Consider the following 23,082-nt stretch of genomic DNA (forward strand, 5'->3'; position numbering starts at 1 on the left):
TTTAATGACCTTACATCTTTGCATGAAATTTTTACAGAGATGGCACGCAAAAGACTTTTTTTAACAAAAGCAGCATTTTTTCTACTTGGGCCTTTAGCCTTTGCACAGACAACCATTCATGGTATTGTAGTGGACGGTGAGGGAAACCTTCCCAATGCCCTGGTCTATATTGAAAATACCGGGGAAAAGGTTACCTCCAATACGGATGGTTCCTTTGTTCTTAATAATGTGTATGATGGCACTTATAAACTTGTTGTCGAATACAAGGGATATGAAAGACTGTATATTCCTTTCTCCGTCGCAGATAAAAAGGAAACTGATCTCGGATTAATCAGATTGGGGGCAAAACCTAAAGAAAACAGTCTTCAGGAAGTGATTGTTACCAGTGTATACAAAGCATCACAGGCCAGGGCTATCACGATGAAAAAGAACTCCAATACGATTACAGAAGTTCTTTCCGCTGATGCAATAGGAAAACTTCCTGACCGTAATGCAGCAGATGCCGTACAGCGTATGCAGGGAGTATCTATTGAACGGGATATGGGTGAAGGACGCTTCGTAGCGGTAAGGGGAACACCGGTACAATGGACTGCCTCTACCCTGAATGGCAATAGAATGCCAAGTGCCAGTGGTGATAATGCCAACAGAGGAGTCCAAATGGATATCTTTCCGTCAGAGCTCATTCAGAATGTACGTTTATCTAAAGCGCTGACTCCTGATCTGGATGGGGATGCCATTGGTGGAAATGTAGATTTTATCACCAAAACCTCTCCTAATAAAGAAACCCTGGCAATAAGCATGGCTTCCGGCTACGTTAATATGTCCAAAGCCCCGACCTACAATACATCAGTAGTATACGGAAATAAAATTACTGATAAACTGAAATTTATTACCTCAGCGGTCATCTGGGAGCGCTCTACTGCCATAGATCAGATGAGGAATATTTTCAATTACGGAAACAAGGACAAAACAGCTTCCTACTCGATCAATCAGTTACAGTTACGGGATTATCAGGCCAACAGAAGAACATTGGGATTCAATCTAGGATTGGATTATGAGATCGACAGCAGGAATAAATTATATATTAAAGGATTGTACAGTCAGTATAAAGATGGGCAGTCCGTACGGGAAACCTATTTTAATTTCGACAGTAAAAATGTAATGCTTCAGGCCCGTCATGCAGATTATCTTACCGATCTGTATTCTATGCAGCTGGGGGGTAACCACCAGGTAGGACAGCGCATGGAAGTCAATTGGTCATTATCCAAAGCACGTTCGGAATTCAAATTTAACTCACCTTCGAATCTTTCTCAGGATGAAAGAGGCTATCCTATGGTCAATTTCATACAGCCTATGACCTACGGAAATCTGTCTGCAGACGGAAGAAAATATAATGCGATGGATGCTCCTGACGGCGTTGGAGATACAGGAGCTTATACGCTGCCTTATACCCTGCAGAGTATAGCCGCAGATAAGCTAAGATTAAACCAGATTATCCTCAGCCAGAATCATAACAGTGAAACAGACCTCCGGGGGCAAATTGATTTAAAATATAAAGTATCAGACAGATTTGAGTTTAAATGGGGAACAAAATATAATAATAAAGAAAAAGTAGTCAACAGTTCTTTACTGGTCTGGATGCCCAAATCATCCCTGGGGATTCCCGGAGCACCGGTTACTTACCTGAACCAGCTGGAACGCGAAGGATTCCCCTACAGAGGAGGTTTCATGAACCCTCTTGGTAATCCATATAACTCAGTGATCATTGATCAGATCACCAACGCGCAAATTGACCAAATGTATACGACCGGTACCCAAAACAGTTTAGGCTTGATGCAGGTCAATACCAAAGACAGCAGCTCCAATATTACGAGCTCCTACAGAGGCACTGAAAACGTATGGGCAGCCTACCTGATGGGAACCTGGAAAATTACTGATCAGCTGCAGGTATTGGGAGGATTCAGAAATGAATACAATGCTATTACATTCTGGGGCAAAAAGGTAACCTCTGATCAAAATGCCAGGGCAGTAGATATTAAAGACAATAAAACATATAATGTACTGCTTCCCATGGTCAATATGAAATGGAATATCAACAGTGACCGCATCCTGAGACTGGCCTATACCCGCTCCTTCGCAAGACCTGATTTCAATGATCTGAACCCGGGAACAATCGTAAATGATATCACCAATACGATCACCCAGGGAAATACCAAGCTGGACCCTACCTTTTCGAACAATTTTGATATCATGTTTGAAAACTACTTCGGTAAACTGGATCTTATTACAGCAGGCGTTTTTTATAAAGATATCACCAATCTTATCTATAAAGATCAGTCCGTTACAGAGATTGCCGGAAGGTCTTATACTTTTACTGCCCCTAAAAACCTGGAAGGCGCTCAACTCTTCGGTTTTGAATTTGGGATCTCCAAGCGTTTTGAAAATCTGCCGGGTTTTTTAAAGAATATAGGTTTTGAAGGCAACTATACTTATATCTCCTCTAAAATGGATATGCCTGTCTATGAAAACGGTAAACAGACCGGTACGATGTCTACCACTATTCCCAATCAGGCAAAACATATTTTCAATACGATACTGTTTTATGAAACCAATAAATTAATGCTTCGTCTTGCCGGAAATTATAAAGGGAATTATGTAAGTGAGATCAGGGCGGCTGCAGGCGCAGATCACTATCAGTACTTTGATAAAAACTTCACTGTGGATATTTCCACCTCATATAGTATTACAAAGAGAATACGCCTGTTTATAGAGCTTAATAATGTTTTCAATGAACCCAACCGCTACTATATGGGAGTAAAGGATCGTGTAGAAAATATTTCTTATTCGGGGATGCGCGGACAGATGGGTTTCAATTTCAATTTTTAATCAAAATTATTTATTCATATGAAAAAGTATATATATGGAGCTGCATGTTGTATGGCAGCATTAATACAGGCACAGGATAAATGCCAGAATATAAAGATCAATCAACTTCAGGTTATAGGAACCCACAATTCATATGCCCAGCCGGCAGACCCAAGGGTATTGGAATTGGTTACTCCAATCATTAACGGTATGATGCAGAAATACAGCAGCAGCATGTCTGAAGAGCAAAAAGCTAAATTCAAAGAATACCATCCTTACGGAATGGATCTGAAAGAGGGATTGAATTACAACCACCCTGATTTTACAGAACAACTCAATGCCAATCTCCGGGGCCTGGAAATAGATGTTTATTATGATCCGGAGGGGAAACGTTTCAGCAATCCTGCTACCTATCAGATCTTACAGGCAAAGGGAATAACTGATTTGGCGCCTATGAATACAAAAGGCCTGGACCAGCCTGGTTTCAAAGTACTGCATATGGCGGATATAGATTTCAGATCGCATTATCCCACTTTAAAAGATGCCCTCACAACCCTTCGTCAGTGGTCTGACAAACATCCGGGACATAGCCCTATCTTTATGATGATAGAGGCAAAAGATTCAGGATTCCCTATTTTTGAAAACAGCACGAAAGTTTTACCTTTTGATAAAAAAGCATACGATGAGCTGGATGAAGAAATCATAAAGTACCTTGGAAAAGATAAGATTATTACTCCCAAAGATGTTCAGGGTAAGTATTCAACATTAAAAGAGGCTGTAACGCGCCATAACTGGCCAAAGCTTAAAGAAGCTCAGGATAAATTTATCTTTATGCTGCTTCCCGGAAGTGCCGGAACTTTATCCTCTAAAAACAATCCTTATCTTATCAATGGCTCACTGAAAGACAGAATCATGTTTCTCAGCAGTGAACCTGATGATTCTTTTGCCGGTTTTATTCTTCGGGATAATGCCATCATAAGACAAAAAGAAATACAGGATCTGGTAAAGCAGGGCTTTATGGTAAGAACAAGGTCAGACATTGAAACTTATGAGGCAAAGATCAATGATACTTCACGGGCTAAAGCAGCCTTCAGCAGTGGTGCCCAGGTTATCTCCACCGATTTCTTCCGCCCCGGAAATACATACGGCACCCCTTATTATGTACATCCACCTCAGGAAAAGGATTATATGAACAATCCCGTCAACACTTCCTGCAAATAATAGTAAAGCCGGTTCTGAAAACAGAACCGGCTTTTTTAAATGATCTCTCAGAAAACAAAAAAAACCTGTAAATACTTACAGGTTTTTTAATTGAGTTGCGATCCGGACGGGATTCGAACCCGCGACCTCCGCCGTGACAGGGCGGCATTCTAACCAGCTGAACTACCGGATCAATTTTTTTTAAAGAAATTGATAAAACTTCTGCGATCCGGACGGGATTCGAACCCGCGACCTCCGCCGTGACAGGGCGGCATTCTAACCAGCTGAACTACCGGATCAATTTTTTTTAAAGAAATTGATAAAACTTCTGCGATCCGGACGGGATTCGAACCCGCGACCTCCGCCGTGACAGGGCGGCATTCTAACCAGCTGAACTACCGGATCAATTTTTTTTAAAAGTAATTGATAAACTTTTGCGATCCGGACGGGATTCGAACCCGCGACCTCCGCCGTGACAGGGCGGCATTCTAACCAGCTGAACTACCGGATCATTTTTGTGTAAGAACGTCGTTTCTTTTTCGTGGTTGCAAAATTACACCTTTTTTTGTTAACTGCAAATTATTTTCAAAAAAATACCTTCCAATACTGGAAGGCATTCATTATCAAACTTATTTTTTTTATAAGTGTGCGCTTAATTTCTCAGCGATTACCTCTTTTGGAGTAACACCTACTAATTTGTCTACTACTTCACCGTTCTTAAAAATAAGAACTGTAGGGATATTTCTGATTCCATATTGCATTGAAATCTCCTGGTTGTTGTCTACATCCACTTTTCCTACTACTGCTTTTCCTTCAAAGTCTGATGCTACTTCTTCGATGATTGGTCCCAACGTTCTGCATGGTCCACACCATACTGCCCAGAAGTCTACTAATACTGGTTTATCAGATTTTAAAACCGTATCCTGAAATGAGCTGTCCGTAATTTCTAAAGCCATTTTGTTTCTTTTATTTTAATTAATATTATATTCTAGTTCAATTCTTCTATTGAATGTTCAAAATTACGATTTTTACATCATAAGACTATCTATGCTCAACATTAGTTTTTTCTATAGCGTAGTCACTTGAAATTTCCTTTAAGGCCATTACTAAAGCATCGATCTCTGCTTTTGTTGTCATATGGCTGAAAGAGATGCGTAAAGGCGTACAATGATCCATTTCATCCTCAGAAAGTACCATCATCATTACCATTGATGGCTTGGATGCTCCGGAAGAGCACGCACTACCCTGAGAAATGGCAATTCCTTTCATATCCAGCTGAAGACCTATCAATGGATTTTTATAAGGCAATAATGCACTTAATACCGTGTAAAGGCTATTTTCTTTTTCAGCACTTCTTCCGTTGAATTTAATCCCTTCTATTTCTGCTGAAAGTCTTTCTATAGCATAATCTTTTATTTCCTGCATATGGCTTGTATATTCTTCCATATGATTCAGAGAAAGCTCTAATGCCTTACCAAGACCTACAATACCGCACACATTTTCTGTCCCCGCTCTAAGACTTCTTTCCTGAGGTCCTCCGGTAATGATTCCTTTTAGTCCTGTTGCTTTTCTGATAAAGGCAAAACCTGAACCTTTAGGTCCATGAAACTTATGGGCACTGCATGAAGCAAAGTCTACCGGAATATCAGAAAGATCAAGGTTCATATGAGCCATGGTCTGTACCGTATCGGAATGGAACAGCGCATTATATTCTTTGCATAGCTGCGCTACCTTTTTAAGGTTGATGATATTTCCTATTTCGTTGTTGGCATGCATTAAGCTTACCAACGTTTTTTTATCTGAAGATTTTAATAATTCTTCTAATTTAGAAAGGTCAATATCTCCTTTCTCGTTGGGACGGATATAGTTTACTTCTACTCCTTTTCTGCTTTTCATATCCAGAATACTTTCAGAAACACATTTGTGTTCCAAAGGAGAACTGATGATCCTTTCTACTCCAAGGTGTTCTACGCTGGATTTAATGATCATATTGTTTGATTCCGTTCCACATGACGTGAAAATGATCTCAGCAGGACTTACATGAAGATAGTCTGCAACCTGCCTTCTTACATTTTCAATAAGTATTTTTGCTTCCTGGCCAAAGCTGTGAGTGGAAGATGGATTTCCGAAATTCATCTTCATCGTACCAACCATTGCATCTATTACTTCTTCTGCAAGAGGAGTGGTTGCGGCATTATCTAAATATATTTTATCCATTATTATTTTGAATATTTTAATTCTACGGAGTTAAATTGGTAATCTGAAGGAACTGCAAAAACAAACCATGGGCTAGAAATCACCTGAATTTCCATTCCACCGGAAGGTTCTCCGGCAGGAACTTCTACATAAAGGATATTGTTGCTTACAGACACCGATTTAATTTCTGTAATTCTGTGACTTCCTGACCTGAAGCTTCCCAGGTTATAGAGAACAATTTTTTTATTTTTTGGAAATTTTGGGTAATTAATAGCGGATTCTTTTTCCATATCTGCAACACCCAAGCTTTCTTTGATGCTGTTCTGAAAATCTTTTTCGTCTTTAATTATTCTGAAACCAGCCTGGTCTGTGCCTCCCTGAGACTCAGAAACGAGAATTTCTACGCTTTTCTGCATACCTGAAGCCTTTTGGGATGGTGTATTTGCGCAGCTCACGAGCATTGCAGCATATACAGTTAACAGCCTTTTCATTTTTTACACTTTTATCATCCAAAATTAATGAAAAAATTGGTAATGTCCCTCATTTGCCCATTTCAACATTGGCCGATCTCCGGAAGTATCACCAAATGCAATAATTTTATCGTATCTGGAATCGTTTATTTCTTCTTTTATTCTTACCAGTTTTTCTTTTCCATTACAGTTTTTACCGATAAAATTTCCTGTGAAAACTCCGTTTTTAAACTCTGCCCGTGTAGAAACAAGCTGCATTTTCAATTCTTCAGCAAAAGGTTTTACCCAGATATCCAAAGAAGCTGTGACCAATAAACTCTGTATATTATTCCTATCGATATTTTTTATAAAGTCGAGGGCATTTTCCCTAACAATCTGAGGGTAATGGTGCTCAAAAAACTGCTTAGACTTCATCTCTATTTTTTCCTGGGTTTGTCCTTTCAGAATAGATCCTATAAAACTTTTTTTCACCTTTTCGGTTTCAGCAAGTTTCAGTTTCAGTAAAATAAAAAGAGGAACATGCTTTAAAAATTGTATTCTGTACTTTGTAGAATCGTAAAACTTGAGATACATAAACATGGTATCCTTATAGGTCAAAGTTCCGTCAAAATCAAAACAATACAATTTTTTCATTTTTTTAAAGCTTTAATTTTTTAAATATAAATTCAGGGATATTCCTGATAATCATCATGATAATACTCCAAATCGGCAAAACATATGCCACGTTATTTTGCTTTTTGAATGCTTTATAAATACAGGCGGCAGCTTGCTTGGGACTTGCTGTCAGCTTAGGGTTTAAAGGCAGGCCTTCTGTCATTTTGGTAGCCATAAATCCGGGTTTTACCGTCAGGACATGTACTTTTTTATCAAAAAGGTAATTCCTCAGACCGCTTAAATAAGCTGTAAAAGCAGCTTTTGCACTTCCATAGATAAAATTACTCTGTCTTCCTCTGTCTCCGGCTACGGATGAAAGTCCGATAATGGTTCCCGATCTTCTGTTTTCAAATTTATGAGCAAAATAGTTCATTACAGGAATAAGCTTAGAATAATTGATCCCGATAATACGTTCTGTATTTTTGTTATCATAAAGCCCTTCTTCTGTTCCTTCCCCCAAATATCCCACAGCACAAAATAATACATTTGAATTGATATTATCAAATCTATTATAATCAATTTCTTTCATCAGATCCAATTCAACAACTTCAGACTGTTGCAGAAATTTGACATCTATATGTCTTGCAAATCTTTCTGTAGTTTCTTTATTTGAGGTAAAAAGATATATTTTTTCAAACTTTTCGCCTTCCTGAAGTGCTTTTTCCACAAAAGCCTGTGCCACCTCAGATGTACTTCCCAGAACTATCATTATGAATTGTTATTTAAGATTCTTTTGTGCTGTAAAGACACAAATTTAGAGTTTCTAATATTTTTCAGGTAGTTGGTCAGTGATGATCTGCTCATACTGTCTTTGGTAAGGTAAATTCTTCCTCCAAACTCCTGAACGATGCTGTCCAGCTGATCTACCAGTTTTTTCAGTTTTGAATTCACTTTGAAATCCAGAGCCAGTGTATAGCCTTCTACAGGAAATGAATTATAAGCTTCCGGATTATTCTTTCCGAAAAGCTTTAATACAGCCAGAAATGATCCGTTGCCACTTTTAGCAATCGTTTCAAGGATTCTTTTCATCCCTTCTTTTCCTGCTTCCTTAGGAATGACCATCTGATACTGAATGAAGCCGGATTTTCCATAGATTTTATTCCAATCATTAATGGCATCTAACGGATAAAAAAACGTCTCGTAATCAATAAAATTTTTGACCTCCTTCTTGGATTGTTTTTTATAATATAGCCAATTGAAAATTTTCACTGTCAGGGCATTCAATACAAATCCCGGAAAGTAAAAAGGAACAGTAGGCTGTAGTTTTTTCTTTAATCTGAGGGGTGTTTTCGCCAAATTCTGGGGAAGCTCATGCTGAAAAGCATGTTCTCCTCTCATGAGAATACTTCTGCCGATATTTTTTCCCTTTTGAAGACAGTCGATCCATGCTACCGTATACGTCCAGTTTTCACTTTCCTCAAACAGTCTGAAAATTTCATCCAGATTATCAGCTTTAATGCTTTCCTGACGGATGTAGGCGGATTCTATATTTTTAAGCTTAAATTTTGCAGTGAGAATAATTCCGGTAAGTCCCATTCCTCCAATCGTTGCCCAAAATTTCTCTGAATTCTCTTCTCTGGAACAGGTAATAATTTCTCCATTTTCAGTCATCAGTTTAAACTCTATGACATATTCTGAAAAACAACCTTCTGCATGGTGATTCTTACCATGAACATCGGAAGCGATGGCTCCTCCTACTGAAATAAATTTTGTTCCCGGTGTGACATAAAGGAAATATCCCTGTGGCACTGCTATTTCAAGTACATCTGAAAGCAATACCCCGGATTCGCATTCTATCACTCCGTTTAAACGGTCAAAACTGATGAATTTATTTAGTTTTTTGGTAGAAAAAATGGTTTCCCCCAATGAAGCATCTCCATAACATCTTCCATTACCTCTTGCGATAACCTCATTATGATCAAGAACAAACTTCTTTATTTTTTTGAAGCTGTCCTCAGATCTCATCTCTTTTTCTACTACCGGGAAATTTCCCCAGTTTGTAACCTTCTGTGTGAAATTCGGCTTCATTTCTTAAAGTAAATTTGAATTAAAAATGTAGCAACCCAAAGTAATAAGGTTACCTGTATATAACGGTCTCTATAGACAATTTTGGTAGGAGATTCTGTTCTATTGTACACCAATGTTTGCTGAAGGTATCTCAAAAGGGCAAATACGACAAAAATAACCGTATAAAATACTCTTTCATGAAACCTTGCCTGCACTTCCGGTGAAAGGGTAAACATCAGATAACATACAATGGCCAATGTTATGGAAATAGACAGTGCAATATCTGCAAACTGAACGTTATATCCATCCAACGCTTTTCTTGTCTTTCCGGAAACCTGAGCATTGATAAGCTCCCCTCTTCTCTTTCCGATCGCTAATACCAATGCCAGTACAAACGTCAATAAAATAGCCCATTGTGAAATACTGATTCCTGTAATATAACCACCGGCTAAAACCCGCAGTACAAATCCTATTGCAATAATAAAAATATCAATGATAGGAACATGTTTCAGTCTGAATGTATACGCAAGGTTCATCACCACATAAAAACTAATGATAGCTCCAAATTTCCATAAATGCTCATGAAAATAAAACTGCGCAAAGAATACAAGGGCGATATCTATAATCACCAGCCCAATAAGAATTCCTATAGCTTTTGATTTTGAGATCGCTCCACTTGCCAGCGGTCTTCTTCTCTTTTCAGGATGCTTTCTGTCTGCTTCAATATCATTATAATCATTCAGAATATAAACAACGCTGGCTGCTAATGAGAAAATAACAAAGGCAAAGATACTTTTAGAGAGCAGGTCTATATTGGTAATATTACCTGAGAAAAACAGAGGGACAAATACAAAAAGGTTTTTCACCCATTGCTCCACACGGAGCAGTTTAAGATATTTCTTCATTTATGTTGTTTCAAATACAAAAATAACAAATTCAAAATTGACAGCATAAAAATACAAAAAAAACCGCCGGGGCGGTCTTTTACGAAAATATTTATATGTTAAATTAATTATTGCCCTTGTTTGGCATCATTAATCATTTTTTCATTGGCAGTAATGGCAAATTCCACTCTTCTGTTTTTAGCTCTTCCTTCGTCAGTATCATTGCTGGCAACAGGCATATTTTTACCTTCACCTTTTGTGAACATTCTGCTGTTTGCAATTCCTTTTCCAGATAAATAAGCTTTTACAGCATCAGCTCTTCTTTGAGAAAGTGCCACGTTGTACGCATCTTTACCTACGCTGTCTGTATGTCCGTAGATATTGATGTTTGTATCCGGGTTATCCGCTAATACTTTAGCTAGTTTATCCAGGTTGGTTTGTGCTACAGAAGTAAGATTTGAAGAGTCGAAAGCAAAGTTTACGATACTTTCATTCATCGTTACTTTAATACCATCTCCTACTCTTTCAACCTGAGCTCCTGGTAAAGTTTCTTTAATATCTTTAGCCTGCTTATCCATTTTGTTACCGATAACGTTACCTGCAACTCCACCGATAATACCACCTAATACGGCACCAATCGCTCCATTTCCTCCTTTACCTACATTGTTACCTAAGATACCTCCCAATACAGCTCCTGATGCAACACCTACTGCTGTACCTCTCTGTTGGTGGTTTGAATTCTGAACCGCTTCACAACTTGTCAATAACAAAGCTGATGATAAAAAAAGGGCTCCTACGTATGTTTTATTAAATTTCATTTTTTTTTGATCTTTTATGTTGATAAATTATTTCATTCCAGCTCTTTCGAAGTTGTAAACAACTTTTACATTTTCTCCGTCAAACGGAACATCCTGTTCAAGAGAAAACTGATCTGTAGTCTGGCTTACTAATGTCAGCGTATATCCAGCTGTATTTTGTTTTGCTTTGGTACCTGCAGCAATTTTTTTAAACATAAACGTGTTACCGTTTTTCACTTCAAACTTGATAGGTTGTGTCACAGCCGGGCAATTTCCACCACCGTTTAGGGTGTAAGCTCCCGTCCAGTTATTAGGAATCAGTCTCCAGTGACTTCCTACGAAACACTGAGCGTCTGCTCCTTCATCGAAAGGCTTAATTTTGTATCCTTTATCGTAATTTACGCTAACAATCTGCCAATCTCCTTTCATCTTAAGGAAATCTCCCTTTTGATTCTGAGCTGTAGCTGCTTTATTCACTGAGGAACAAGACACTGCAAAAATGGATGTTCCTAACATCCCTGCAAGTAGTAACTTTTTCATTTTGTTGTTTATTATTTTGTTAGTATAAAGTTACAAAAAACCGTGCCAAAATTGAAAATAAAAAATAAAAAAAGTCCGAAAATTTCGGACCTTTTATGGTTTAGCCTTAAATACAGGTAGATAAACTATTTTTTAACAGTCTTTTTTACGGATTTCGAAGGCTTAATTTTAGTTGATGATTTACCGTTATAGAAGTTGGTGTACGCATATTCTGCAGCTTTCTTCACATCAATAACACCTCCTGCCTGAGAATAATCAGCAAACCCGTTTTCTGTATTAGGGTTACTGCTTTTTACAAGTGCTTCAATAACCTGATAAGGTTTAAGGTCTGGCATATAAGCTAATAAAATAGCTGCAGCTCCCGCTACAACCGGTGAAGCCATAGAAGTTCCCTGAAGGTACTTATATTCGTTTTTAGGAACGGTAGAATAGATTTCTTCTCCCGGAGCAAAAACATTAACCATTTTTTTATTATAGTTTGAGAAGCTTGCTCTCAATGCACTATTCTTATTGGTACTCGCTCCCACCACAAGAACATTGCTTACGAATGGTTTTTCATCAGCAACATTTTTAAAATTGGTAGGAAAAGCCAGGTGTTCTGCTACATCTTCATTTTCGTTACCGGCAGCTTTTACCAGGAGTACACCTTTATCTTCAGCATATTTAAAGGCATCCCAAACTACATTTTTACCCGGAGAAACAGGTTTTCCAAAGCTCATATTTAAAACTTTAGCCCCATTATCTACAGCATATCTTATGGCATTGGCAACGTCTTTATCTCTTTCGTCTCCATTTGGAACGGTTCTTACAGACATGATCTTTGCTACTTTGGAAGCAACACCATACTGAATGACATTCCCCTGTGGAAGACCGGCAATAATTCCCGCTACGTGAGTTCCATGCTCTGCGTCAGGACCTTCATAATGGTTGTTACCGTATTTTTTTTCTGAATAGTCATCATAGTTGTCTCCTACAATTTCTTTTCTTGTATCATAGCTAAGATCATATTGCTTGGATTGTGGAGCATAATAATCAATAGCTTCTTTCATCTGTTCTTTGATCAGCTTCTCAAATTCTGCAGAAGATTTCCCTTTGAATTCCGGGCTTTGAGACACCTGCCCTAAAACCTGAAATGCGATTGCATCTTTCTGTTCAGTAGGTGCTTTGATCGCTGAAATAGTTTCTGCTGTCACGGCTTTTCCACCCAGTAATTTAACCATATTCGGGATCAGTTCATTGATCATAGAATATGTCTGGAAATTCTGTTTTGCCTCTATGCTTTTTTTAGTGAAAAGCTCTTTAGCTTTCATATACATAGCAAAGTCTTCCGGCATCTTAGCCTGATTGGCTTTATTTTTTGTAGAATCATCCCCTTCAAAAAGTGGCTTATATTTGGCAACAACTCTTGTTACTTCCATATTGTCAATATCTACATCACCATTCTTGCCTCCGATAAAGTTCCATCCGTGTACATCGTCAATATATCCGTTTCCGTCATCATCTTTCCCGTTACCAGGAACTTCATTAGGATTTGACCATAGGTTTTTTACCAATCCCGGGTGATCAACCTGTACCCCACTGTCTAAAACCCCCACTACAACAGTTTTGGGTTTCAAACCTTTAGACTCTAAATATTGATAGGCGTTTGCCGTATTGACACCATATACTTTTGAAGTGGAAAAATCTTTATGATACCATGTCATCAGATCTTTATCTTCTTTTGGGTCGATGCTTTTAGCGCTAGACTCCTGTGCATAAGAGAAACTAAAACCTGCTAAAAAAACAGCAGCTAATAATACCTTTTTCATATGTTGATATTTATTTTTTTCTAAAATCATACAATCGTCATCTTCATTTAGCTTATTTGCCACGAAATTTCCTTAATAGGAATTCATATTAAATACAACTTAATACGATTGTTTAATATTCTTTATATAGGTAAGAGATTCCGGTCCTTTGTTACAAATAAGATCCAGAATCGATAAATCTTCCAAAAACCCGAATTTATCTGAAAAGGTTTGGTAATATTCCTCCATTTCAAATTCAGAAGGATGTTTTGCCGAAAACTTTTCTCTGAAATTAATACTTTCAGGATTTTTGATATATTCTTCATTCAAAGAGTATGCCTTTTCTGTTTTAAGTATCTGTTGGATCACTTCTAACCCTTTAAGGTTAAAATCAAGAAGGAATTTTTCTTTCAGATCAAATATTTTCCTCAGTTTATCTTCATAGTATTCAAAATAGGGAGAACTTTGATATGCCGTTTTGATGGACTTCCAGTGAAGACTTCTAAAATCCTCCCTGTAGGAAATCTCCATATCTTTCATTTCTCTTTTCCCATTATGGTTCATTGGGATAATCAGTGAAAGTTTTCCATTAGCCCCATAAATATTGGCTCTGTTTCTATACGTTTGCTTTGGAAAATTTTCAAACTGTTCAAATACAATTTCATTTTCAGTGTTTAACAATACTGAAAACCATGACACCGGTGGCAGATAAAATACCGGCAATAAAACATTCTTCATATTCATAATGCAAAAATGAAGTATTTTTTCAAATACTTCATTCTATTTTAAGTTTAATTTTATTTATAACTCGTCTTCAGTTTTGTTCTTTCTGAATAATTTCACGAAATATTCCCAACCGAAGAATAATATTAAAATCATTGCTGCAATCCACCAGTATGAAGTTTTATTGGCTTCTCCTGTATTGGTTGCTTTAAACATTCTATCCCAACGAACCTTGAATGGCGCCTGATAGGTAGAGCTGCTGTCTGAGAAAGCTCCCTGAAGGCTCATCCATGTAAACATTGGTTTTCCAACAATATTTTCTTCCGGAACGAAACCAAAGAATCTTGCGTCTAACGAAGCATCTCTGTTATCCCCTACCATCATATAATAATCCTGCTGAATAGTATATTGGTTGGTTTCCTTTCCGTTGATAAAGATCTTTCCGTTCTTTTTTTCTAAGCTGTTGTGCTCATATTCTGAAATGATCCATTGGAACATAGGAAGTGTTTCGTTATTGATCGCTACGACATCTCCTTTTTTAGGAATTCTTACCGGTCCATACCAATCTGCATTCCAAGGTTTGTTGATTGGGAAAATAGACTGTGTAGTATCAATTTTTGTTTTAAGCTCATCCTTATAATATACTGCTGCTTCTCCTTTTGCAGAAACATCTTCCTTCATATCAATTACCTGAGGAAGTTCTTTGATGTCTTTAGCCGTCTTATCGGTAAGACCCTGGAATGCGTAAAGATACCCTCCGTTATTCTGCTGTAATTCCTGAATCGGCAAGAAACCGTATGCTTTGTATAAAGCTGGAATATCCAATTGGCTTCCAGTAGTGACAATATATCTGTGCTGTACTTCCTGGTCCCCTAGAACAACTTCCGGTTTTCCATTGACAAAAAGTCTTCCGGCTCTCATTTCGAAAGTATCACCAGCTGTAGCCACACATCTCTTTACATAAGGATCTTTTCTGTCTATTGCAGTATGCACAGAGTCACGAGGGTAGTTGAATACTACTACATCATTTTTTTGTGGCTTATTGAACTGCAGAATTCTAGTATAAGGTAATTTTACCCCATCTACGTATGATTTTGGATCATCTTTCGGATTCCCTTTCTCTCCTGTATCTGTAATGGTTCCCTGAAGGAAAGGTATTGCTAACGGACGCATTGGAAGTCTGTACCCATAGCTCCATTTATTTACGAAAAGGAAGTCTCCTACCAATAGTGTTCTTTCCATGGAACCTGTAGGAATCCCAAAAGGCTGGGTTACAAAAACGTGGATAATGGTTGCAAAAACCACGGCGAAAGTAATCGATCCCAAAAATGTATCTTTCTTCTTATCGCTTTTTTCTTCGTCTGTAAGAAACAAATCATTGGCATTTTCATCTTCAAGCTCTGTATCTTTAGAATAGTTCACCGTAGCCATATAGATAAACGGCAGGATCACTGTAAGGATCTGGTCCTTGAAAAGAGTTTTCCCGAACTTTTTCATTAAATAAAGATGAAAAACAGACATCATGATGGGTCCTACAATTGGCATATAAGACAGAATTGCCCACCATTTCGGATGTTTTGTTTCTTTAAGAATAATGAAATAATTATAGAAGGGTATAAATGCAAATAAGGGACTGTACCCCATTTTTTTAAACAGCTTCCATGTTGAAATTCCCATTAATATGGATAAAACGAGAACATATACTGTATAAGTTAAAAAATAATTCATAAATTTTTTTGCCTATTCTGATAATATAAATGATAAAATGATGAGTAATAAATGATCACAGCTTTTCCGCTATTTACAATTCACTATTCATCATTTCTGTTATTTGTCGCAATTTAAAGAATTTGTTACAAATTAAAGCCCTAAAACGTCTTTCATTCCAAAATTCCCTTTCTTGTCTTTAATCCACTCTGCTGCTACTACTGCGCCTAATGCAAAACCGTTTCTGTTAAAAGCTGTATGCTTAATCTCAATTTCATCTACTTCGCTTCTGTAGAACACACTATGGGTTCCCGGTACTTCATCTTCACGTACCGCAAAAATCCCAAGCTGATCTCCCTGAGTTTCTTCCAGTTTCCAGGCTTCAAATTTCGGATTGTTTTTAATAATACCTTCTGCAATGGAAATAGCTGTTCCACTAGGGGCATCTTTTTTATGGATATGATGAATTTCCTCAAGCTGGCAAGAGTATTCATCAACGTTTTTCATAAGATCGGCAAGCTTTTCGTTCAAAGCAAAGAACAGGTTTACTCCTAAACTAAAGTTGGATCCGTATAAGAATGCTGTTCCGTTATCAACAGCTAATTTTTCTATTTCATCTTTTTTCTCCAGCCATCCTGTTGTTCCGCAGATCACAGGAATTTTATTTTCAAGACAAGCTTTAATGTTATCAAAAGCAACTTCCGGAAGGGAAAACTCAATGACAACATCAGGATGATTAAGATTTTCAGCAGTTGGAGTTTCCTTAAGGCGGGCCACTACTTCATGACCTCTTTTTTGTGCGATCTCATCAATGATCTTTCCCATTTTGCCATAGCCAACTAATGCTATTCTCATACTGTTATTTTTATTTTATAATTTACCATAATAGCCATATCAGCTTTATGGGTGTACTTTTTTTCTGTATTAAAATCTATAGCTTAAACTTAATCCTGTTTTCGGTTGATCATAACCATACTGGTCCTGGATAACAGCCGGTTTAAAGGATAAATCCGGATCATGTCTGCTTTCATAAAGATGGGCATCTACTACGGCATCTACAATATTAAGGATATAAATTAATCCTGTAATAGCAATAGCATAGTCCCTTTGTCTTTTTGCTCTATCCTGTACATTTCCCAACGCTTTTTTATCCAGCCACGGATGGGTATCTACAAATTCGTTAGGCGTACCGTTAAGTTTAGCAATATAATATTCACGGTATTTTTTATACTGGTTGTCATTCCATACCGCAATACCTACTCCGGCTCCTACAGCTCCCCATACAATGGGAATTTTCCAGTACTTTTTATTGTAATACTGACCTAATCCCGGAAATACAGCTGAATACAGCCCGGCTCTGGTAGGGTTCAGTTTTAATGTCTTTTTGGTAGGTCCATTGGCTTTCTCCAGATCAGCAATGATCTTAGCTTCGGTTTTCCCTGGTTTTAAAACAGGGGGCGTTTCTACTTTCGGAGGACTTTGTATCTGAACAGTATCAATAGGGCTGACTTGTGAATAAGCCAGCACTGTAAGATTCAGGAAAAATGTGAAAAATATTTTCTTCATTATTTAATATGGGACAAAATATATTCCAATTCTTCTTCATTCTTGAAGTCCAGAACAATTTTACCTTTTTTACCATTTCCAGAAGCTTTGATTTCTACTTTTACGTCAAGAATATCAGCAATGGTCTTCTGGGCTCTTTTATAATTATTCGAAAGCTCTGCAGTTACTTTTTTGGCTGCCGGAGATTTTGGATTCTTCAATGCTGTTGCAGCCTGTTCAGCCTGACGAACATTTAATTTTTCTTTGATGATCAAATCAAACAGGATCTGCTGATTTTCTTCATTTTCAAGACTGATGATCGCTCTGCCATGTCCTGCAGAAATCTCACCACTTCTAATGGCATTTTGAATATCCGGATTCAACCTCAACAATCTGATTGAATTGGTAATGGTACTTCTGTCCTTCCCGATTCTCTGGCTAAGGTTTTCCTGAGTAAGACCAATTTCTTCCAAAAGCCTTTGATATGTTAAGGCTATTTCGATAGCATCAAGGTCTTCTCTCTGGATATTTTCAACAAGAGCCATCTCAAGAAGCTCCTGATCATTAACTAAACGGATATAGGCCGGAATAGTTGTTAAGCCTGCAATTTTAGTTGCTCTATAACGTCTTTCCCCGGATATGATCTCAAACTTTTCCCCGTCTTTTCTTAAAGTAATCGGTTGAATTACTCCTAAGTTTTTGATAGACTGGGCAAGTTCATTTAATGCTTTTTCATCAAAATAAGTTCTTGGCTGTGTCGGATTCGGATAGATATCCTCAAGTGCTACTTCTACAATATTTCCAACAAACTTATCTGCTCCCTCATCAGTCGCAGAATTGACACTCGCTTTGGATTCAGCACTTAAAATGGCTCCTAAACCACGTCCCATAGCTCTTTTTTTGTCCTTCATAGATATAATTGATAAATGATGTTTGATAAGTGATGACCAGCATTACTTATGGTCCATTTATTATTAATTTAATTTTTTATTAAATTCTCGTTCTTCAAAAGAACTTCTTCAGCCAACTGAATGTACTGAACGGCTCCTTTACTTTCAGCATCATAATTAAGGATACTTTCTCCGAAACTTGGAGCTTCACTCAATCTTACATTTCTGCTGATAATTGTTTCAAAAACCATTTCCGGGAAGTGTAAATTCACTTCTTCCACAACCTGGTTGGATAATCTTAATCTGCTGTCGTACATCGTCAGAAGAAGACCTTCTATATCAAGATCTTTATTGTGGATCTTCTGAACATTTTTAACGGTATTCAGAAGTTTTCCCAATCCTTCTAATGCAAAATACTCACATTGGATAGGGATAATCACTGAATCTGCAGCGGTAAGGGCATTCACGGTGATCAGACCTAAACTTGGCGCACAATCGATGATGATATAGTCATAATCATCTCTCACACTTGCCAATGCTTTTTTCAGCATGTACTCACGATCTTCTTTGTCTACCAATTCAATTTCTGCTGCTACCAGGTCAATATGTGACGGAACAATATCCAGATTCGGAGTTGCTGTTCTTTTGATACAGGCTCTTGTATCTGCACTATGCTCCAGTAGATTGTAGGTAGAATACTGAACATCTTCTACTCCCAGCCCAGACGTTGCATTTGCCTGAGGGTCAGCGTCGATGATTAATATTTTTTTCTCCAATACTCCTAATGCTGCTGCTAAGTTTACAGCGGTGGTCGTTTTTCCAACTCCCCCTTTTTGATTAGCAATACCTATGATTTTTGCCATTATTAGAACTTTAAGTTTCAAAAATACACTTTTTTCTTTGCTCTCGATGAATGACTAAAATCAAAATTGAGTTAAAATACTGTTAATAAGTATTTTAACGATTAAAAAAATTATCCACAAAAAAAAATCTTTGTGGATAACTATTTAAAATTCGTTTTCTGTGGCGATTAATCGAACTTCATTGAGATAGGAAATTTGAAATAACTTCTTACGGATTCTCCTTTTTTATTTTTTGCAGGAATCCATTTTCCATTTTTAGAAATTGATTTAATTGTTCTTATCGCTTCATTGTTAAAATCTGCGTTGGTTCCATTAGCTTTTATCCCTGAAATACTTCCATCCATTTCTACAATAAAGGTAATTGTAGTCTTCATGACATCTTCTGCGTCAAATCCTGAGCTGTCAAAGTTGTTCATGACCTTATTTCGGAATGAATCTATCCCACCCATAAAGTTTGCCTCTACACTCAGCTCTGTTTCAATTTTTTTAGGATCTGTTTTTTCTACTACCGGATCTGTTTTGATAGAAGGGCCGGTTCCTCCTCCAATAACCTGAGGAGTAATAGGAGCAACATACGATGTCGTTTCCGTTTCCTTACCCTGTGAAGTCTGTACACTTGCTACTGCATTCACCTTGTCTATTACAGTTGCTTTCTCATTTCTTACAACTGCTTTAGGTTCCGGTAATCTGTTATCATAAGTTTTTACACTAGGAGGCGGAGTAGCCGGTTTTACAATGTGTACCGGTGGATCCTTCTCTGGTGTTTGAACAACCTTGATTATTCTTCTCCCGTCATCAGTTGTTCTAGTCACCATTGTATCTGAATGCATTGCAGAGACTACAAACGGAGTAATTGACACGGCGGCCAACAGGCTTACTCCTACAAAAAGTGCTTTGGTTAATATTCTATCTGATTCGTTTCTTAATGCGTAAGCGCCGTATTCTTTGTTGCGGTGCTCAAAAAGAACTTCGTTGAAGCGAAATTCCTGGTTTTGGTTCAGGTGTTTCATCACAATCTATTTAAACTGTTAATCATTATTAATTCATTAATTCTTATCGATAAGCATTAATTCGATATCAAAATATCTGCCAAAAAATTATCAAAACATCACAATTTTTAAAAAAATTATGATAATCTTTAATTTTAACATTTTCAACTGTTGTAAATATTTAAAAACGACCGTCAAACATATTCTATTTAAGAAAGAATCATCAGGAGAAGAATTAATGTGGATAGCAAGCCCAGAGAATTGATGATAATGAAAATAATTGCCATGATTTTTCTATAGTGCTTAAAGGCAAAAAATAATGCCCCCATATTGAATACAACACTAGCTACCATAAATAAAATGAGTAGTGAGTTACTGATCTTTTTCAATTCAATACCATTGTAAGTGATCAGTAAAATAAAATAAGATACCGTAAAAAGCAGGCTGATAAAAATATTTTTCTGAAACTGACCGGATATATCGTGATCGTGCATATATAAAATTATTTTTAAATATAGAGATTTCTTACTTATACTGACCCGTGATCAGTATTGTTTACAACCTATCCAACAAAAAAAGAGACTGCCAATAGCAGTCTCTTTCTTATTATATTTTCTAAAGATATATTAGAATAATTCTTTTCTGATAATGTTCTGACTTCTTTCAGGACCTACAGAAACCAAATACACATTGATTCCTAAATACTTCTCGATAAACTCGATGTATTTCTGAGCATTGTCCGGAAGTTCATCATAACTTCTCGCTTTTGTAATATCTTCTCCCCAACCTGGTAAATCCTGGTAGATCGGTTCGTAGTTATACAATTTCTCTGTTGATGAAGTGAAATAATCGATGATTTTTCCGTCTTCAGTTTTATAATGTGTAACGATTTTAAGGTTTTCAATTCCTGTAAGAACGTCTAATTTCGTAATTACCAGGTTATTGATCCCGTTAATCATACAAGCATGCTTTAAAGAAACCAAGTCTAACCAACCTGTTCTTCTTGGTCTACCTGTTGTAGCACCAAACTCACCTCCAATCTGTCTGATTTTTTCTCCCAGCTCGTTATCCAGCTCAGAAGGGAAAGGTCCGTTTCCTACTCTTGTACAGTAAGCTTTTGCTACACCGATCAGGTTCTGAAGTGAAGTTGGTGGAACACCAGCTCCTGTACAAACACCTCCTGTAGATGGAGAAGATGAAGTAACGTATGGATATGTTCCGAAGTCGATATCAAGCATTAACGCCTGAGCTCCTTCAAACAGTACATTTTTACCGTCTCTGATCGCCTCGTTCAGCTCTAATTCAGTATCAACGATTCTGTCCTGAAGCTGCTTTCCGATTTCCAAATATTCGTTGTAGATTTCTTCAACGTCCAAAGTTGGTTTTCCGTAATATTTTTCAAATAGAGAGTTCTTAACTTTTAAGTTCTTCTCAATTTTATCTCTTAAAATTTCAGGATTTAAAAGGTCTACCATTCTGATCCCGACTCTTGCAATTTTATCTTCGTAGCAAGGTCCGATTCCTTTTTTGGTAGTTCCGATCTGAGTTCCTCCGTGCTCCTCTTCACGGTAAGTATCCAAAAGGATGTGGTAAGGCATGATTACATGCGCTCTTCTGCTGATAAAGATATGATCTGATCTTAAGCCTTTGCTCTCAATCTGACCAACTTCTTTAATGAAAGACTTAGGGTTTACCACTACACCATTCGCAATGATACATTTCCCTTTGCATTGAAGAACTCCTGAAGGAAGAAGGTGTAGAACGAATTTTTCATCACCCACATAAACCGTGTGACCAGCGTTGTCTCCACCCTGGAAACGTACTACATAGTCCGATTTTGCTGATAAAACATCCGTGATTTTTCCTTTGCCTTCATCTCCGTACTGAAGACCTACAACTACATAAGTTGACATATTTTACTTTTGTTTTTAGATTCGTGCAAAATTACTTTTAAAAAATTGGGTGAGCAAATTATGAATGAATTTTATTTTTAGGTGGGGTGAAAATCATGGAATTATAAAGTTTTTATTTACTTTTAACAACCATGAAAGAAAAATTAAATAGAATCATTTTACCATATTCTATAATTTCAATTACCTACTTTATGTTGTTTTCAATAGCTTATTGGTTTCAATATAAATACTTAGAAATTGAAGATAAATACTTTGGATATTGGTTACCGATGACAATTTCAGCTATAATCGTTTGGTTTATTTTAAGAAAAAAACTCCAACAGCTTATCATTAGTGAAAAGCAGTACTCATTTACTTTATTCATAACCTGGATTCTATTAACAGCGTCAATTATGACTTCCACATTTTATTTAAATAGAAAAAATGGAGAAATAACATATTTAAATTATCCTGAAGAAATTTTTATACATCCAGCAACTATGTATTATTCCATTAAGAATGCAAAAGTTGATAAAAGCAATTATAAATTTTCAGTGTCAAAATCAAGTGTAGACAGAGGAAATGAAATTGGGGTAGGATGCTACTACATTTCCCCTCTTGTGCATAAAGAAAAAATAAACCATAACGCAAATCAAGTATGGATTGGATTATTAATTGGCGAAAAATTTAGTAATAGATTTTTTGATGATAAAAATAAACAAGAACAGTTGATCAATAATTTCATTGACTCTTCCCAATCTCAATTCAACAAGCATCAGTTTGAAACAAAATTTCTTAAAAGAATGTCTATTGGAGAAATAGAAGACTATAAAAATGGAATAAACAACACGGGAATAAATACTAATAATTCAGTAATTCTCCGAGAAGAAGAAGGAACTTATGAAAACAGAACCGGAACCAGTTTACATTGGGCAATTACTTTCCTTATAGCTTCTAATATAGTTTGGTTTTTATTAACGGTCTTCGAAAGATTCAAAAAACAGATGACCAACAATCTGTCAAAATAAGTGTATATCTTATTTCAATACAAGCTTATTTGATTTATCTTTGAT

22 protein-coding genes and 4 tRNA genes are annotated in these 23,082 nt (G+C 36.9%); 3 read left to right on the plus strand and 23 right to left on the minus strand.

Annotation, left to right across the window (positions count from 1 at the left end):
* Positions 1-39 precede the first annotated feature (39 nt).
* Both DRF57_RS10905 and DRF57_RS10910 read left to right on the plus strand, forming a co-directional pair.
* A complete protein-coding gene (locus tag DRF57_RS10905) occupies positions 40-2,886 on the plus strand; it encodes a TonB-dependent receptor (RefSeq protein WP_115918489.1) in 2,847 nt (948 codons plus the stop codon).
* An 18-nt stretch (positions 2,887-2,904) separates the two neighbouring features.
* Positions 2,905-4,086 carry a phosphatidylinositol-specific phospholipase C domain-containing protein gene (locus tag DRF57_RS10910; protein ID WP_115918491.1) on the plus strand — a complete coding sequence of 394 codons (1,182 nt, stop codon included), beginning with the start codon at positions 2,905-2,907 and terminating at the stop codon, positions 4,084-4,086.
* A gap of 98 nt (positions 4,087-4,184) precedes the next feature.
* Here the strand turns inward: DRF57_RS10910 and DRF57_RS10915 are convergent.
* From DRF57_RS10915 to DRF57_RS11025, 23 genes are all read right to left on the minus strand, one after another.
* Positions 4,185-4,258, minus strand: a tRNA-Asp gene (locus DRF57_RS10915).
* A 32-nt stretch (positions 4,259-4,290) separates the two neighbouring features.
* A tRNA-Asp gene (locus DRF57_RS10920) sits at positions 4,291-4,364 on the minus strand.
* Between the two features lie 32 nt (positions 4,365-4,396).
* A tRNA-Asp gene (locus tag DRF57_RS10925) sits at positions 4,397-4,470 on the minus strand.
* Positions 4,471-4,502: 32 nt separating this feature from the next.
* Positions 4,503-4,576, minus strand: a tRNA-Asp gene (locus tag DRF57_RS10930).
* Between the two features lie 127 nt (positions 4,577-4,703).
* The gene (gene trxA, locus DRF57_RS10935; RefSeq protein WP_047099031.1) at positions 4,704-5,021 is read right to left on the minus strand and encodes a thioredoxin; all 318 of its coding nucleotides are present in this window, start codon (positions 5,019-5,021) and stop codon (positions 4,704-4,706) included.
* An 85-nt stretch (positions 5,022-5,106) separates the two neighbouring features.
* Positions 5,107-6,282: a cysteine desulfurase family protein gene (locus DRF57_RS10940; RefSeq protein ID WP_047486980.1), complete on the minus strand. Its 1,176-nt coding sequence runs from the start codon at positions 6,280-6,282 to the stop codon at positions 5,107-5,109.
* Between the two features lie 2 nt (positions 6,283-6,284).
* Positions 6,285-6,752, minus strand: a complete 468-nt coding sequence (locus DRF57_RS10945) for a hypothetical protein (protein WP_115918493.1) — start codon at positions 6,750-6,752, stop codon at positions 6,285-6,287.
* Positions 6,753-6,776: 24 nt separating this feature from the next.
* Positions 6,777-7,364 carry an HAD-IB family hydrolase gene (locus DRF57_RS10950; RefSeq protein WP_047486987.1) on the minus strand — a complete coding sequence of 196 codons (588 nt, stop codon included), beginning with the start codon at positions 7,362-7,364 and terminating at the stop codon, positions 6,777-6,779.
* Positions 7,365-7,368: 4 nt separating this feature from the next.
* On the minus strand, positions 7,369-8,094 hold the full coding sequence (locus DRF57_RS10955) for an SDR family NAD(P)-dependent oxidoreductase (RefSeq protein ID WP_047486989.1): 726 nt from the start codon (positions 8,092-8,094) through the stop codon (positions 7,369-7,371).
* Positions 8,094-9,413, minus strand: a complete 1,320-nt coding sequence (locus DRF57_RS10960; protein ID WP_047486994.1) for an FAD-binding oxidoreductase — start codon at positions 9,411-9,413, stop codon at positions 8,094-8,096. The genes DRF57_RS10955 and DRF57_RS10960 overlap by 1 nt, the downstream gene beginning before the upstream one ends.
* On the minus strand, positions 9,410-10,297 hold the full coding sequence (locus tag DRF57_RS10965) for a decaprenyl-phosphate phosphoribosyltransferase (RefSeq protein WP_047486997.1): 888 nt from the start codon (positions 10,295-10,297) through the stop codon (positions 9,410-9,412). The genes DRF57_RS10960 and DRF57_RS10965 overlap by 4 nt, the downstream gene beginning before the upstream one ends.
* A gap of 107 nt (positions 10,298-10,404) precedes the next feature.
* Positions 10,405-11,094, minus strand: a complete 690-nt coding sequence (locus DRF57_RS10970; protein ID WP_047487000.1) for an OmpA family protein — start codon at positions 11,092-11,094, stop codon at positions 10,405-10,407.
* Positions 11,095-11,121: 27 nt separating this feature from the next.
* The gene (locus tag DRF57_RS10975) at positions 11,122-11,613 is read right to left on the minus strand and encodes a lipocalin family protein (protein WP_047487004.1); all 492 of its coding nucleotides are present in this window, start codon (positions 11,611-11,613) and stop codon (positions 11,122-11,124) included.
* A gap of 125 nt (positions 11,614-11,738) precedes the next feature.
* Entirely contained in the window at positions 11,739-13,421 is a 1,683-nt protein-coding gene (locus DRF57_RS10980; protein WP_115918532.1) for a S8 family serine peptidase, read from the minus strand.
* Between the two features lie 99 nt (positions 13,422-13,520).
* Positions 13,521-14,144, minus strand: a complete 624-nt coding sequence (locus tag DRF57_RS10985; RefSeq protein WP_373866362.1) for a WbqC family protein — start codon at positions 14,142-14,144, stop codon at positions 13,521-13,523.
* 57 nt (positions 14,145-14,201) lie between these two features.
* Positions 14,202-15,851, minus strand: coding sequence for a signal peptidase I (gene lepB / locus DRF57_RS10990; RefSeq protein ID WP_115918495.1), 1,650 nt, complete (start codon positions 15,849-15,851; stop codon positions 14,202-14,204).
* A gap of 132 nt (positions 15,852-15,983) precedes the next feature.
* Entirely contained in the window at positions 15,984-16,685 is a 702-nt protein-coding gene (gene dapB, locus DRF57_RS10995; RefSeq protein WP_047487008.1) for a 4-hydroxy-tetrahydrodipicolinate reductase, read from the minus strand.
* A 69-nt stretch (positions 16,686-16,754) separates the two neighbouring features.
* Positions 16,755-17,396 carry a DUF5683 domain-containing protein gene (locus tag DRF57_RS11000; RefSeq protein ID WP_047487017.1) on the minus strand — a complete coding sequence of 214 codons (642 nt, stop codon included), beginning with the start codon at positions 17,394-17,396 and terminating at the stop codon, positions 16,755-16,757.
* Positions 17,396-18,286 (minus strand): ParB/RepB/Spo0J family partition protein, encoded by an 891-nt coding sequence (locus tag DRF57_RS11005; RefSeq protein WP_047487021.1) that lies wholly within the window; start codon positions 18,284-18,286, stop codon positions 17,396-17,398. The genes DRF57_RS11000 and DRF57_RS11005 overlap by 1 nt, the downstream gene beginning before the upstream one ends.
* 68 nt (positions 18,287-18,354) lie before the next feature.
* Positions 18,355-19,128 (minus strand): ParA family protein, encoded by a 774-nt coding sequence (locus DRF57_RS11010; RefSeq protein ID WP_047487023.1) that lies wholly within the window; start codon positions 19,126-19,128, stop codon positions 18,355-18,357.
* A gap of 167 nt (positions 19,129-19,295) precedes the next feature.
* The gene (locus DRF57_RS11015; protein WP_115918497.1) at positions 19,296-20,138 is read right to left on the minus strand and encodes an energy transducer TonB; all 843 of its coding nucleotides are present in this window, start codon (positions 20,136-20,138) and stop codon (positions 19,296-19,298) included.
* Between the two features lie 188 nt (positions 20,139-20,326).
* Complete coding sequence (locus tag DRF57_RS11020) at positions 20,327-20,611, minus strand: hypothetical protein (RefSeq protein WP_115918499.1); 285 nt, start codon at positions 20,609-20,611, stop codon at positions 20,327-20,329.
* Positions 20,612-20,743: 132 nt separating this feature from the next.
* A complete protein-coding gene (locus DRF57_RS11025; protein WP_084087835.1) occupies positions 20,744-22,030 on the minus strand; it encodes an adenylosuccinate synthase in 1,287 nt (428 codons plus the stop codon).
* Positions 22,031-22,161: 131 nt separating this feature from the next.
* On the opposite strand from DRF57_RS11025, the gene DRF57_RS11030 reads away from it, so the two are divergent.
* Complete coding sequence (locus DRF57_RS11030; RefSeq protein ID WP_115918501.1) at positions 22,162-23,037, plus strand: hypothetical protein; 876 nt, start codon at positions 22,162-22,164, stop codon at positions 23,035-23,037.
* Positions 23,038-23,082 lie beyond the last annotated feature (45 nt).

The organism is Chryseobacterium rhizosphaerae (assembly GCF_003385455.1).
Taxonomy (GTDB): domain Bacteria; phylum Bacteroidota; class Bacteroidia; order Flavobacteriales; family Weeksellaceae; genus Chryseobacterium; species Chryseobacterium rhizosphaerae.